Here is a 12375-nt window from a genome sequence, read left to right as displayed (position 1 = left end):
GATCCGCTGCAGGCAGGATTCGGCTTATCCGGTGCGACAATCAGCCTGTATCCTCAATTTGTAAAAATTCACAGCCTGCCGAAAAAGCCGTTTCACCGGGCCCAGCAACGCGCGGATGAAAGGATGGGTCGTGATCGCCTTCGATCCGCTTTCCGGAACCACCGGCGGAGTTCTGGACGTCACCGCAGCCATCCTGCCAAGCCCTTTGATCATCGCGGCCTTCGCGCTCTATATTCCGGGTGGGATGTGGCGGCTTGGCCTGACCGTGGCGCTGCGGCATTTTCTGACGGCAGAACGCGCCGAACCCGTCGGGCAGCCGCAGGATGCCTGAACGGGTCTTGACCGGGCAGCTCGCGATAAGCGCTTGACCCCCGTCCGGGAAAAACCTAATGGATGCAGCCAGAAGGCGGGTGGGCAGGCTGGGTATGCAGCGGATTGCAAATCCGTGAAGACCGGTTCGATTCCGGTACCCGCCTCCAAATCTTTCCAATGACTTAGCCGGAAAACTTCACGCCTTCGGGCGGGCATTTTGCAAGACGTTTTGCAAATCTGTTCACGCTCCACCCCGTTTCGCAGCGGTCAGGGCCGCCAGAACCGTGTCGGATTCGCCGGGCGCTATGCGCGCGTAGTGTTCAATGACGTTCTGCGCATGGCGCAACCCCCAGCCCATGAAGGACGCAATCTGCGCAAGGGTCAGGCCCGCATTCAACAGGCGCGTGGCGGCTGTGCCGCGCGCATCCTGAAGGCGCAGCGTCTCGGACAGGCCCGCCTTGTCGCGCCATTCCCGCACCACCTGCGAAGCGCGGCTTTCGGTCAGCGGGCGGCCGTTGACGTTCAACAGGATCAGCAGTTGGTCCTTCGGGGTTGCGTCAATCACCGCGGCCATTCGCGGCAAGACCGGGATATGGGCCACCTGCCCTCGCTTGTTGGTCTTGATCCGAATGCGCCGCCCGGCGGGCGTGTCTTCGATATGGCTGCGCGACAGGCGGATCAGGTCGCCGGGGCGAAGGCCGGTTTCGCAGGCGGTCAACAGGATGCGCGCCGCCCATGCTGGCGCTTTGGCGGTGAAGGCGGCAATGTCATCTTGCGTCCAGACCACCTCGGCCCGGTCGGCCTTGTATGCCTTGGGCAGTCGGTCGCAATGGTGTTCGCGGATTTTGCCAGCATCCCGCGCCCAATTCAGAATGATCGTGACCACGGTTCCGGCATAGTCAAATTGCTTGGCCGAATAGGACCACTTTTGCCGCCATTCATTCACCTCGCCCCGCGAAGCCGGTTCTTCAAACAATGCGGCGGGGTCGTTCTTGAACTCTTCAGCGAAGCGCAGCGCCCATGTGCGGTAGTCAAGCTGCGTCCTCGGGCGCTTGCTCTTAAACTCTGCTGAAGACAGATAGGCGTCCACCATCGCGGGCGTCAGGTTGCCGCCCTTTGGCAAGCCCAGCTTCTGGGCTTCGACATAGGCGGCGAAGAAGGCCGGATCGGTCGGGTTGGGGTGGGCATCGGTCCAGAACCGCGCATCCTTACGGCCGCGCAGGTAGAAGTAATACTTCACCGATCCGTCCGCCAGCTTGGCCCGGACCCGGTTAATCTCGGCCGGAAGGCGCTGGCGCTTACGCTGCACCACGGCGCGCCCTTCTCTGGGCAACCAGACCCGCGCCCATGGCCGAGGCCGCGCCCTCGCCTTGCAACAGCCCTTGCGCTTCATCCAATCTGCGCCGCACAAGCGCCGGGTCATAGACACCGCGCCGTCCAGGCACCGGATGAATGCGCATGAGGGCGCACCAGTCGCGGAAAGCCCCGTTGACGCCGGAAAACAGCATCTGGCGCGCAAGGTCTTCGGCAGAAATCAATTCAGGCATGTTCTTTCACCTCCGACGCAGGGGTGGCCTCGGGTAGTGCAGCATCGTGCAAAAGAAATGTCGATTGCCGTTGTGCCGCCTTCCGCATGTCACTTACCTGCCTGCAAACGTCTTGATGTGCCTAAAATGCAAGGCAAGGCGGCAAGGTGCGGTTAAGGAAATCGGGTCAGATTTGCAGCGCGCGGCGGGTTTTCGTTAGGGTAGTGTTAGGGAAAGCCTGCTAAGCGCCCGCGCCACCGGGCTTGGCCAAGCGCACCCCGGCACCCCCACCATTCTCGGGGATAAACACCACCCCAGCGGCTTCCAGCGCCGCGCGGATCGCGGCAACCGCTTGATCTGAAACAGTTCGCCGCTCTTTCTCGAAGTCAATTACCGTTGACTGCCCCAGCCCGGCGGCCTTCGCCAGCCCGGTTTGTGTCATCGAAAGAAGGCCGCGCGCGGCTCGGGATTGTGCTGGGGTCATAATCAACGTTTTTCATTGACGGCAAGAGGCCGCGAGTCTATCAACGAAAAACATTGATAGCCCAAATCGGGAACCACAACAACACCGAAAGCCCCTGCTTTTCGGCCCCGGCAAAGCTATGCGCAACGCAGAAAGGTGACACATGGAAATGCTTCAGTTTGACCGCAGCGCCTACTCGGCCATGCAGGCCCGCCTTGCCCGTTCGGACGGCAGGCAGATCAGCTTGAACGAATACACGGCCGCCGGGCTATTCGCCCTGTCAGTGGACTTCTCGGACGCGATGGACAGCCTTTGCGCCCGCGAACGTATCGAAGACTTGCAACAGCTTTCCGCGTGGATAGACCTTGCCTCGGCCGGGGAAGAATACAACCTTACCCCGGCGGGCATCTGGGCTGGGCTTCAGGAATGCGCGGCGCGGGGAATGCTGACAGTCGCGGTCAATATCGAAGACCCGGAACAGGTCTTCGTCCAACTTGCCGCCGATCCATCCACCACCCGCAACGGCGGGGCCATGTCGCGCCTGCGCACGGCCGTTACCCTGTTGCGCCTCGGCCGGGCCGAGGTGATGCCCGCGCAGGCCGCCCGGACCCACCGCGAGCGCATCTGGCGCTTGACGGCATGGGGCGGCGTAATCCCCGGCCATGGGGCCGAGGCAGAGAAGCGCGAAGAGGCGGGGCGGCTTGATGCGTGAGCGGCGGGGCTTTCGCAACCGGAACCTTCTGGACTTCCTGTGCGCGGTGGCGGCCGTGCAGGACGCCCCGGAGGTGCCCTTGGCCCATGCGGCCGGGCTTGACCAATTCGGCCTCGACATGGCCGTGGGCATGGCGCTGCGGCAGGGCTTCATTCACCCGTTGGCACCGGGGCGCTATATCGTGACCCGGCAGGGCATCGGCTGGGCCACCGGCCAGCTTGCCCAAGCCCGCGCCATGCTGGCCTTGGAAAGCCGCGCCCTGCGGCCGGAACGGCCGAGGCTAGAAATGACAAAGCGGCCGCATGGCGGCCGCCCTGAAGTGCTTATCCCCGCGCCCATGTGAAGGCAGCCGCGCCCCCCTTTCGCCCCGTCCTGCCCCGATCCACGAAAGGGGCAGAGAGGCCGGGGGGCGGCCGTCACAGGGCGGTGGCCGAGGCCAGCGCGCCCTTGCCGGTGAAGTTGAAGGTGACGGATACCCATCCGTCCTTGGCCCCCGACAGGGGCACCCCAGACACCACCGCGTTTCCGCTGAAGTAGCGCGCCCCGGTCGCATCCCCGCCGGGATAGAGGTTCAGCGCCACCACGTCGCCCACATCGAGGCCGCTTTGCGTTGTGTCCGCCGGGTCATAGTAGCATTCCAGCGACCCCGACCAGCCCTTGACGCCAACCCCGGCGTCCTTCCACTCTTCGCCCATGCTGTAGGCTTCGGCCACATCGGCCGTCACGTCCAGATTCCAGCTTTGGACGTGGGCAAAATCGGCCGTGCCGATCTTCACCACCCCGTCCTTCCCGTGAATGATTGCCATATCTGGCCCTTTCCGATTTTGAGGAAAGCCCGCCCCGAGGGGGGCGGGCCGGTGCCGCAGGATCAGCCTGCGACGGTCACGGCATCGGTGATGGCTGCGAAGGACTGCGGGTGCCGCACGGCAATGTCCCATTCCGAATGGGCGATGATCCGCACGTTGCCCTTGGCGGCTTCGGTCGCGTCATCGACCACAATGTCGATGCCGCCCCATTGGCCGATCAGCAGGTCAGACCAGTTGCCGAAGATCAGGGTGGACAGGTCGGTGCCGGTGCCCTTGGTTCCGGTGGCAGGCACAAGGTTGCTGAAGGCCGCCTTGTAACCCGCGATGGTCCAGTCGGTGCCGTTGCGCTGAAGGATCATCTGTTGCGCGCCGTCCGCCGTCTGGGTGGAAAGCAGGGTGCCCTTCACGAAATGGTTGGTCAGCCAGCCATAGGACGTGCCCGCCACATTCTCGGCTTCCACCTCGGCCATGAGGCGGGTCAGGAACGGGAAGTGCGGGACCCCGCCGTTTGCACCGACTGCCACCGATCCGATGCCCACGGTATTCAGGATGCCGCGCGGCACGGTGGCGCTACCCGCGCCCGAGATTGCCGCCCGGTCCAGTTCGATACCGATGGACCGGCGCAGGTCATTGCGCAACAGCACGTCCAGCCCCGGCAGGGACTGCTTCAGTTGCCGCCGCGAAAGCTGACTGCGGGCCGACAGTTGCTTCAGGGTCAGCGGAACGCTGTCGAAGACGGGCGAGGATTCGGACGCGGCGGCGTCTTCCCCGATCCATTCGGCGGCCGTGCCAGACACCATGCGCGGGATTGCCACGTTTTCCACCAGACCCGGCAGAACCGTGGCCCCGAGGCCCATCACGGCCACCTCCGGGCGCAGTGCGTCGATGAAGGCCGAGGCCATGTGATCGGTGCCGATCAGCGCCGGGGCAGTGGCCGTGGTGATGACGGCGCGACCCAGAACGGCCGGGGGCACATAGAAGCCCGAGGCAGACTTGCCCACGGCACGGGTGGTTTCCTGCGCCACTTCACGCTCGAAGCCCGCGTCCGACCAGTTGCCCGACAGTTCGGCCGCAATGGCGCGGGTCAGGCTGTATTCCCGTTCGCCACCCCGACGGATCGCCGGGGCAAACATGCGCTGGCGCGTGGCGGTGGCCGTGTCGGACCCGATGAAGTCAAGGGCTTGGCGCTGGAAATCGGCCAGCGTGGTGCCGTCTTCGATGGCGGCGGCCAGCATGTCGCCGGGCATATTCATCTGGCGGGCGGTGGCTTCGATTTCGCGGACGCGGTGGCGTTCGGCGCGGGTGGCTTCCATCGCGGCCGTGGCCGAGGCGACAGGGGCCGGATTGACCGGCGCGGCGGGGTTCGGGGTGGTCATAGAAGATCCTTTCAGAGCGGGGGTAAACGAACGGCCGATGCCCACGGAAGGGTCGGCAGGGGTGGCGACAAGAGAGACTTCCAGCAATTCCCAGCCGGTCACGCGGACCACCGGGACGCCTTCCAGATCGCCCACCACCTCAAAGGCATGGGCGGCGTATCCGACAGACACGCTTTGCACCTCGGCCGCGCGAACGCGGGCCAGCATGGCCTCGCCCTCGGGTGTGGCGGCGAAGGTGACAATGGCTTTCCCCCGCGCCCCTTCGATCCATGCGCGGGCAACGGTGCCCACCTTGGAATCAAGGTCGCGGCGGTGGTCCTTCAGAAGCGGAACAGCGCCCGCCGCAATGCGCGACAGGTCCACCTCTTGGGGCCGGTGGCCGAGGACTTCCCAGCCGGGGCCAAAGCTGTAGTCGCGCAGAACCGGCGCTTCCGAGGAAAACGACAGCGCCACGGTGCGGTCGTCGCCCCCTTCGGCCTGCACCTCGGCCAGCACGGCCGCGCCGATGCGGGTTGCCGCATCCCCGGCACCCGCGCCCATGTCAGTGAAGCGCGCGGTCATACTGCCCTCCTTGTTTCACGGTGGCGCAGCCCTCGGCCTTGGCCTTGGCGGCCAGCACGGCGACCCGATAGGGATTCACCCCGATCAGACCCGCACCCGAGGCTTCGGCCTCGGCGGTGAAGGTGGCGAGGCGGGCGTCGTCATCGGACACAATGCCCACCGGGGCCTTCCGGTCCAGCCGGTAAAGGACAAGGGCGCGCGGCCCACGGGTCAGAGCGGCGTCGATCCGGTCGGCCGCATCGCGCAGCACGGCCAGCGCAAGCTCGCGCTTCAGGCCGAGGCCATGCAATTCGCGGATCAGCACGGCCAGACAGGCCGCCACCACGTCCGCCCAATCCACCGCCACAAATCCGGGCGGGGTCTTGTGGTTCACATCATGCCGCAGCATCCGATTTTCCCTTTCATAACAACAACCCCAACCCAAAAGCCCACCCTGCAAAATCTTCAGACTGCCCAAAGTAACGTGGCCGCGAATTACCCCACGTTGCTTATGGGGGAAGGACCCAAACGGGCCTGACAGGTGCGAGTCCAGGGCGATTTGTGCCGGGTCCAAAGATGCGAACGGGAAGGCGGGTCGCTCTTCCACCAAAGAACGGTCCTGCCCCGCCTTCCCTGCCCGCAAGGTGCCAGCGCGGGTTTCCCCAACCGCGCCGACTGATCCGGGCGGGAAGCCTTCCAAACCCGCCCGAAAGGAATTGAACGCGGCCAGCATCACGCGGCCGCCTGCGCCGCCGGGCGCATGAAGGTGGCCGGGTCTTCGCCCAGCCAAATGGCTATCGAACGGCAGAGGTGTGAGAGGTTAAGCACCACCAGCGGCTCGCCGTCTTCCTCATGCCCGGCCAGTCGCGCGGCCTCTGCCATGGAGCCATGGTAACGATCACCGACAAAGGCAAAGGCCGTGCGGCCCTCGGCGTCTTCCGTGATCGGGCTGGGGGAGTTGATAATCAGGATGGTTTCGCCCTCTGGATAGAGGGGAGACCAGCGCACCGGATGGCCCTCGGGCGCATCGGTGCCGAAGGCGAACCGGAAGCCCAACCGGAACGCCTCTTCAGCCTTGACCCCGTAGCGGATCAGCCGGAAGCCGATGGACAGCACCACCACCGCCTCGTCCGTCAGAAAGCGGCGCAGCCACCGCTGATTTTCGCAGACCGGCGCGCGGTTGGGGCCGATGTGATCCTCAAGGCTTTCGCCCGCCTCGCCAAAGATCGCGGACAGGATGGCCCCCGGCCCATAGATGTAATTGTTGAGCGTGGTCCGCCCCGTGCCGATGATGTGCAGCGCATGGGCAATCGGGTGGCGCTTTTCGGTCTGCATCGCTTCGGCGTCCTATCCTCTGGCGACTGGTTCAAGTCGCGGCACAGTTAGGACAACAGGTGCAACTTAACGGACTGCAACAGCACCGCGCGGTTAGGGTCACGCCACGCAACACACAGCTTTTCACCCGCCCCGGCCTGTGGTGAAGCCCCTCGGGGCAAGCATTGCCCCAGCACAGGGCAACGGCAGGGCAGCATTCAAACTGGCCTTTTCCCTTTCACTTCATGGCCTTGCGGCAGATCGGGGCAGTTGGGGCAGCAAAGCCCTATAGTCGGACCTATAAAACCCCCTGTTTCCCAGAGTTTTTTAGGTTCGGCGTATAGTTTACCTGCCCTATCTGCCCCAAAGAATAACTAAGATCATAAGAAAAAAGAGAAAAACGGCCTTTGATCGGAAAAATTCCTGCCCCAAGCCTGCCCCAAACCCCGCCCCCTCGGGGCAGCACCTGCCCCAAGCTGCCCCGCAAGCCCCCGCTTCCCCCTCGCATCCTCTTCGCCCGGCGAATGCCGGGCGGCATTATTCCCCCTCCCCCGGTCCAAGATCGGGGCAGATCGGTTTATGTGTGGGAACAGGGGGCGCGGGGCAGAGAGGGGCGCGGGCGGCGCGGCAAGCGCCCGAAACGACGCGGCCCGCCTGACCTGAGCAAAGGTCGAAGCGGGCCGCTAACGCGCTACTCTTCCGGGGCAGGGCGTGTAGAAAGACTTGGTGAAACAACTTAAGGTCTTGCAAATCCCAAGATCGGGCACCAAGTCTTGTATGCGGCAACTTGTTGACCGCCTTTTATTGTGTCCATCTGCGCCGCACAGGAGGGTTCCATGGCCGAATGGAAGAAGGGATTTCGGGCACTTCCGCAAACCATTCGTGCGGAAATTGATCGCATTGAAGGGACCGATATAAAGGTTCTGGCAGGTAAGAGGATCAGCGCCGCTGATGTTGCGGCGGGAACCTATGCGCACCTCGGCCTGACGGCTGAAACACTTCAGGTCGGTCAAAGGTGGGAAGTTGTGCCGCCTATGGGCGCGGGAACCACCTCAAAGCGGAACGGCGAAGGGTGGACAGTCACACGCAGGGACTTGCCCAAGTATCGAAAATACTTCTATCGAGACATTGCCATTTACGGCGATGCAGCGCGCAACGGCTGGACCACCGCCGCAATCCCGCGCGACGTGTATGAAACTGACAGCTATCCGCCCTACCTCTTCCAGATCGAAGTTTTAGTGCAAGAGGCTTTGGACGATGCCCGCTTCGGCATCGTGTTTTCGGTTGATGAAGTGTTTTCCAAGCAATCGGCCAGCTTTGAAGAGGACCTGCTTTTCGCGGTCAACTTGCTTCAGGAGAACACCGGCGTCAGCGGGGTGGCGGCGGCCGCAAACCCCGATTTTGTCTTCACAAGTCAGCTTCGGTGGGACGTGTTCCCGCCCGGCCAGATCGCAGACCTTGCGATGCGCATACAGCAAAACGGCGGCCGGAATCCGCCTGACTTGGCGAAGATCACCGAACGCCTTGAATTGTTCGAGCAGTTCCAGCCTGTCGAATACTTGAAGGGCTTGGGTGGAAACGATCACTACATCGGCGCGAAGTATGCCGACAATCTGGTGGTCTTTGAGAACATGCGCCACGGCAACGCGCTGTATGTTCTCTATGACGATTGGGCCACCCTTTCGCAGAAGCCCCGAAGCGAGATCCTGAAACTTCCGACCAGCAAGTTTGACCGGATCATTCACACAGAAGGCTGGACCAACCGCTTTGCCAAGCTGATGCAGCACGAGCTTCAGTTGCGCGGCGTCCGCATTCGGATCGGACGCAACCAACGGCGGCGGCAACACTAGGCAGCGTGGCGAAAACGGCGGCTTAGATGTTTTGCATGGGGCAGCTAAGCCGTTGATTTCAGGAAGGCCCAAAACGATGCCTTTTGAAGAATTTCCTTTATATTTCAACGCTTGCCGTGGGATTGCAAATCCGTGGAGACCGGTTCAATTCCGGTACCCGCCTCCAGTCATCCGACTGTCACGCGCCCGGCCTCCCGACAGCATTTTCACCGTTTATGCCCCGCAGGGGTGATCCGGGTCGAGGGCCAGATGTTCCGGCCTTTTCCGGGCTACCCGCAATGCGGCGCAGTCCGGACCGCGCCTGCGGTCCGGATGGCTTTGGGGCGCATGGCCCACCTGCGCGGTTCAGCCGGCCTGCGCGGCGGCCAGATGTTCCAGCGCCTCCAGCACCAAAGCATGATCCTCGGCCTGCGGCAGCCCCGAGACGGTTGCGACCGCGACCACGCCCACGCCCCGGACGCGCACCGGCACTGCACCGCCATGATCGGCATAGTCGGCCGGATCAAGCCCATGCCGCGCCAATGTTTGCCCGTTCGCGGCATTGCGCTGCCCGATCAGGAACGAGGACCGTTGCATCAATAGTACGGTGTTTGATTTCCGCCGCGCCCAAAGCGCGTTGAGCGGGGCCGAACCGGGCAGGGCCACGTGAAAATAGGTCCGGTCACTGTCGCGGATATCAATGACCAGCGGCGCCTTCAGCGCCTGCGCCAGTTGCATCAGGATCGCGCCCAGTTGCAGGGCGGTATCCTCGGCAAAGCGGTCCAGCACGATCCCGGTCTCGCGGGCTTCGAGGGCGTCAATATCCATGGGTTTTCCTTGTCCTTCAGGGTTATCTTTTGAAAACAATTCATTGCAGGGCATTTTTCAGGTGTCGCTGCCAGTCGCGCCGATACCGCGCAGGATGATGGCCTTCACCGTGTCCTTGGCTTTCTGCCAATCGCGATCCGACAGCGGCCTGCCGCCATTCAGTGTTTCGATCTGATGGCCGAAATCTGCGTAATGCTGTGTCGTGGCCCAGAGCATGTAAAGCAGATGCTGCGGATCGACCGGGGCCATGCGCCCCTCGTCGATCCAGCGCCGGATATGGGCGGTGCGCCCTTCGGTCCAGTCGCGCAGGGTGGTTTCCAGATAGTCCTGAATCACCGGCGCGCCATGCATCACCTCGGACGCCCAGACCTTCGACCCATCAGGATGACGGCGCGAGATTTCCATCTTCGCATCAATATAGGCGCCGATCCCTTCCACCGGACCCGGTGCCTGATCGAAACTGTCGGCGGCGCGCAGCCAGATCTCGAAGATATTCTGCACGACGCGACGATAGAGCGCCTCTTTCGTCGGGAAATAGTAATGCAGGTTGGCCTTTGGCAGCCCGGCCATGTCGGCGATCAGCTGCATCGTCGCGCCGCCATAGCCTGCCTCGGCAAAGACCTTTTCGGCGGCCTGCAGGATCGCGGTTTCATTCGCCTGCCGGATCTGCTGGCGGCGGGCCTTGGGGATGCGTGAAATCCGGGCGGTTTCGGTCATGGCCCCTGTCGCGAAGTTTCCTGTCGGCGGTCATCCTGTCGGAATTTTATTGACCGCTTGGTCAGGTTGTGTTGCGCTTGCCTTCGACCATAGGATTGGAAATTGAGTCGTCGCAAGGGGGCGTTTCAGACCCCCCCGGACAAGGACCGGACAGGGCCGGACAGGGAGAGCCAGCAAATGCCAGCACCCGGAGAGAACCTCCGCATCAATTCCGAACGGCTGTGGGACAGTCTGATGGAGATGGCAAAAATCGGCCCGGGCATCGCGGGGGGCAACAATCGCCAGACCCTGACGGATGCCGATAGCGAGGGCCGCCATCTGTTCGCCCGCTGGTGTGAGGCCGCGGGCATGATGATGGGCGTTGATACCATGGGCAATATGTTCGCAACCCGGGCAGGGACCGATCCCGATGCGCTGCCGGTCTATATGGGCAGCCATCTGGATACCCAGCCCACGGGCGGGAAATATGACGGGGTGCTGGGGGTGCTGGCGGGGTTGGAGGTGATCCGCTCGATGAACGATCTGGGCATCCGCACAAGGCGGCCCGTCGTCGTGACCAACTGGACCAATGAGGAAGGCGCGCGGTTCGCGCCTGCCATGCTGGCCTCGGGCGTCTTTGCCGGGATCCACGATCAGGAATACGCCTATGCGCGCCGCGATCCCGAGGGCAAGGTCTTCGGTGAGGAATTGCAGCGCATCGGCTGGGTTGGCGACGAACAGGTCGGCGCGCGCAAGATGCATGCCATGCTGGAACTGCATATTGAACAGGGCCCGATCCTTGAGGCCCAAGGTTGCGATATCGGGGTCGTGACCCACGGGCAGGGCCTCTGGTGGCTGGAAATCACCCTGACCGGCAAGGATGCGCATACCGGATCGACGCCAATGGCGATGCGGGTCAATGCGGGTCTGGGGGCGGCGCGGATCACCGAAAGGGTACATCAGATCGCGATGGCGCATCAGCCCGAGGCCGTGGGCGCGGTGGGGCAGCTCTTTCATTTTCCCAATTCGCGCAATGTGATCCCGGGCAAGGCGGTGTTCACGGTCGATATCCGCAGCCCCGATCAGGCCAAGCTGGATGCGATGCGGGCCGAGGTGGAGCGCGCGGCCCATGCCGTGGCCGCAGAACTGGGCCTGACCTGCGAGATTGAGGCCGTGGGCCATTTCGACCCGGTCAGCTTCGATCCGGGTCTTGTGATGACCGTGCGGCAAGCCGCTGAACGGCTGAGATATTCGCATATGGATATCGTGTCCGGCGCGGGCCATGACGCCTGCTGGATCAACCGCGTCGCGCCAACCGTGATGATCATGTGCCCCTGTGTGGGCGGGCTGAGCCATAACGAGGCCGAGGAGATTTCCCCCGAATGGGCGGCGGCGGGGACGGATGTGCTGCTACATGCCGTGCTTGAGGTGGCGGAGGTGGTGGGGTGAGCGTTAGAGTCAACCCCGTCCCGGGCTTAACCCGGGACCTCTGTTTGCCAAGGCCGGTGGGGGCGGTCGGCGGAGGCCCCGGCTCAGGGCCGGGGCGGGGTTCACTTTGGCTTAACTTTTCCACGCCATCCCTCAGCCATGACGCATTTCGTCTATATCATGGCCTCCCGTCCCTGCGGCGCGATCTATGTCGGGCGCACGGGCAACCTTGCGGCGCGGGTCGAGGCGCATCGTGCGGGCCTGTCGGTGCATACGGCAAAATACAAGATCAGAACTCTTGTCTGGTTCGAAACGCACGAGGACTTCGCGGCCAGTCTGCAGCGCGAACGGGCCATCAAGCGCTGGCCCCGGGCATGGAAAAACGCCCTGATCGGCAAGCGCAATCCGAACTGGCTGGATGTGACGTCGCATATTCCGGTCTGGTAACCAACCGCCCCGGCCTTGAGCCGGGGCCGCTGTCCACCCCACGAGCCACCCGCGACACAGCAAGGCCCCGGATCAGGTCCGGGGCGGGGTTTCGTATT

At 63.5% G+C, this 12375-nt stretch carries 15 protein-coding genes and 2 tRNA genes; 8 read left to right on the top strand and 9 right to left on the bottom strand.

All coding sequences use genetic code 11. From position 1 onward, the window contains the following. Nucleotides 1-115 precede the first annotated feature (115 nt). Both JL811_RS08700 and JL811_RS08695 read left to right on the top strand, forming a co-directional pair. Nucleotides 116-331, top strand: coding sequence for a hypothetical protein (locus tag JL811_RS08700; RefSeq protein ID WP_202688165.1), 216 nt, complete (start codon nucleotides 116-118; stop codon nucleotides 329-331). A gap of 74 nt (nucleotides 332-405) precedes the next feature. Further along, a tRNA-Cys gene (locus tag JL811_RS08695) sits at nucleotides 406-479 on the top strand. Between the two features lie 74 nt (nucleotides 480-553). Here the strand turns inward: JL811_RS08695 and JL811_RS08690 are convergent. The 3 genes from JL811_RS08690 to JL811_RS08680 form a co-directional block, all read right to left on the bottom strand. After that, entirely contained in the window at nucleotides 554-1624 is a 1071-nt protein-coding gene (locus JL811_RS08690; RefSeq protein ID WP_337924734.1) for a tyrosine-type recombinase/integrase, read from the bottom strand. Then, on the bottom strand, nucleotides 1611-1859 hold the full coding sequence (locus JL811_RS08685; protein ID WP_202688532.1) for a hypothetical protein: 249 nt from the start codon (nucleotides 1857-1859) through the stop codon (nucleotides 1611-1613). Before JL811_RS08685 ends, JL811_RS08690 begins: the two co-directional genes overlap by 14 nt. A gap of 220 nt (nucleotides 1860-2079) precedes the next feature. Next, on the bottom strand, nucleotides 2080-2322 hold the full coding sequence (locus JL811_RS08680) for a helix-turn-helix domain-containing protein (RefSeq protein WP_202688162.1): 243 nt from the start codon (nucleotides 2320-2322) through the stop codon (nucleotides 2080-2082). A 142-nt stretch (nucleotides 2323-2464) separates the two neighbouring features. Between JL811_RS08680 and JL811_RS08675 the strand changes: the two genes are divergently transcribed. Next, complete coding sequence (locus tag JL811_RS08675) at nucleotides 2465-3013, top strand: hypothetical protein (protein WP_202688159.1); 549 nt, start codon at nucleotides 2465-2467, stop codon at nucleotides 3011-3013. After that, entirely contained in the window at nucleotides 3006-3356 is a 351-nt protein-coding gene (locus JL811_RS08670; RefSeq protein WP_202688157.1) for a hypothetical protein, read from the top strand. Before JL811_RS08675 ends, JL811_RS08670 begins: the two co-directional genes overlap by 8 nt. Nucleotides 3357-3429: 73 nt before the next feature. On the opposite strand, the gene JL811_RS08665 is transcribed toward JL811_RS08670, so the two are convergent. The 4 genes from JL811_RS08665 to JL811_RS08650 all read right to left on the bottom strand — a co-directional run bounded on the left by JL811_RS08665 (nucleotide 3430) and on the right by JL811_RS08650 (nucleotide 7070). Then, the gene (locus JL811_RS08665; RefSeq protein ID WP_202688155.1) at nucleotides 3430-3819 is read right to left on the bottom strand and encodes a phage tail protein; all 390 of its coding nucleotides are present in this window, start codon (nucleotides 3817-3819) and stop codon (nucleotides 3430-3432) included. 62 nt (nucleotides 3820-3881) lie between these two features. Beyond that, nucleotides 3882-5756: a phage major capsid protein gene (locus JL811_RS08660; protein WP_202688153.1), complete on the bottom strand. Its 1875-nt coding sequence runs from the start codon at nucleotides 5754-5756 to the stop codon at nucleotides 3882-3884. Beyond that, entirely contained in the window at nucleotides 5737-6144 is a 408-nt protein-coding gene (locus JL811_RS08655) for a hypothetical protein (RefSeq protein ID WP_202688151.1), read from the bottom strand. Before JL811_RS08655 ends, JL811_RS08660 begins: the two co-directional genes overlap by 20 nt. A 323-nt stretch (nucleotides 6145-6467) precedes the next feature. Then, nucleotides 6468-7070 carry a hypothetical protein gene (locus JL811_RS08650; RefSeq protein WP_202688150.1) on the bottom strand — a complete coding sequence of 201 codons (603 nt, stop codon included), beginning with the start codon at nucleotides 7068-7070 and terminating at the stop codon, nucleotides 6468-6470. Between the two features lie 815 nt (nucleotides 7071-7885). On the opposite strand from JL811_RS08650, the gene JL811_RS08645 reads away from it, so the two are divergent. After that, nucleotides 7886-8899 carry a hypothetical protein gene (locus JL811_RS08645; protein ID WP_202688148.1) on the top strand — a complete coding sequence of 338 codons (1014 nt, stop codon included), beginning with the start codon at nucleotides 7886-7888 and terminating at the stop codon, nucleotides 8897-8899. Nucleotides 8900-8915: 16 nt separating this feature from the next. Then, nucleotides 8916-9065 (top strand) — tRNA-Cys (locus tag JL811_RS08640). 179 nt (nucleotides 9066-9244) lie between these two features. Here JL811_RS08640 and JL811_RS08635 read toward each other — a convergent pair. After that, entirely contained in the window at nucleotides 9245-9706 is a 462-nt protein-coding gene (locus tag JL811_RS08635) for a heme-degrading domain-containing protein (RefSeq protein WP_202688147.1), read from the bottom strand. A 57-nt stretch (nucleotides 9707-9763) separates the two neighbouring features. Further along, nucleotides 9764-10423 (bottom strand): TetR family transcriptional regulator C-terminal domain-containing protein, encoded by a 660-nt coding sequence (locus JL811_RS08630; RefSeq protein WP_202688146.1) that lies wholly within the window; start codon nucleotides 10421-10423, stop codon nucleotides 9764-9766. A 177-nt stretch (nucleotides 10424-10600) separates the two neighbouring features. Here JL811_RS08630 and JL811_RS08625 point away from each other — a divergent pair, with 177 nt between their 5' ends. Both JL811_RS08625 and JL811_RS08620 read left to right on the top strand, forming a co-directional pair. After that, nucleotides 10601-11851, top strand: a complete 1251-nt coding sequence (locus JL811_RS08625) for a Zn-dependent hydrolase (protein ID WP_202688145.1) — start codon at nucleotides 10601-10603, stop codon at nucleotides 11849-11851. A 138-nt stretch (nucleotides 11852-11989) separates the two neighbouring features. After that, nucleotides 11990-12277, top strand: coding sequence for a GIY-YIG nuclease family protein (locus JL811_RS08620; protein WP_202688143.1), 288 nt, complete (start codon nucleotides 11990-11992; stop codon nucleotides 12275-12277). Nucleotides 12278-12375 lie beyond the last annotated feature (98 nt).

This window comes from Szabonella alba (assembly GCF_016765775.1).
Taxonomy (GTDB): Bacteria; Pseudomonadota; Alphaproteobacteria; order Rhodobacterales; family Rhodobacteraceae; genus Szabonella; species Szabonella alba.
Note: the sequence above shows the minus strand (reverse complement) of the source record. Positions and strands in the feature narration are given on the sequence as shown.

Coding starts and splice junctions, on each gene's coding strand:
- JL811_RS08700 (WP_202688165.1), top strand. CDS start 116: ATGAAAGGATGGGTCGTGATCGCCTTCGATCCGCTTTCCGGAACCACC.
- JL811_RS08685 (WP_202688532.1), bottom strand. CDS start 1,859: ATGCCTGAATTGATTTCTGCCGAAGACCTTGCGCGCCAGATGCTGTTT.
- JL811_RS08680 (WP_202688162.1), bottom strand. CDS start 2,322: ATGACCCCAGCACAATCCCGAGCCGCGCGCGGCCTTCTTTCGATGACA.
- JL811_RS08675 (WP_202688159.1), top strand. CDS start 2,465: ATGGAAATGCTTCAGTTTGACCGCAGCGCCTACTCGGCCATGCAGGCC.
- JL811_RS08670 (WP_202688157.1), top strand. CDS start 3,006: ATGCGTGAGCGGCGGGGCTTTCGCAACCGGAACCTTCTGGACTTCCTG.
- JL811_RS08665 (WP_202688155.1), bottom strand. CDS start 3,819: ATGGCAATCATTCACGGGAAGGACGGGGTGGTGAAGATCGGCACGGCC.
- JL811_RS08660 (WP_202688153.1), bottom strand. CDS start 5,756: ATGACCGCGCGCTTCACTGACATGGGCGCGGGTGCCGGGGATGCGGCA.
- JL811_RS08655 (WP_202688151.1), bottom strand. CDS start 6,144: ATGCTGCGGCATGATGTGAACCACAAGACCCCGCCCGGATTTGTGGCG.
- JL811_RS08650 (WP_202688150.1), bottom strand. CDS start 7,070: ATGCAGACCGAAAAGCGCCACCCGATTGCCCATGCGCTGCACATCATC.
- JL811_RS08645 (WP_202688148.1), top strand. CDS start 7,886: ATGGCCGAATGGAAGAAGGGATTTCGGGCACTTCCGCAAACCATTCGT.
- JL811_RS08635 (WP_202688147.1), bottom strand. CDS start 9,706: ATGGATATTGACGCCCTCGAAGCCCGCGAGACCGGGATCGTGCTGGAC.
- JL811_RS08630 (WP_202688146.1), bottom strand. CDS start 10,423: ATGACCGAAACCGCCCGGATTTCACGCATCCCCAAGGCCCGCCGCCAG.
- JL811_RS08625 (WP_202688145.1), top strand. CDS start 10,601: ATGCCAGCACCCGGAGAGAACCTCCGCATCAATTCCGAACGGCTGTGG.
- JL811_RS08620 (WP_202688143.1), top strand. CDS start 11,990: ATGACGCATTTCGTCTATATCATGGCCTCCCGTCCCTGCGGCGCGATC.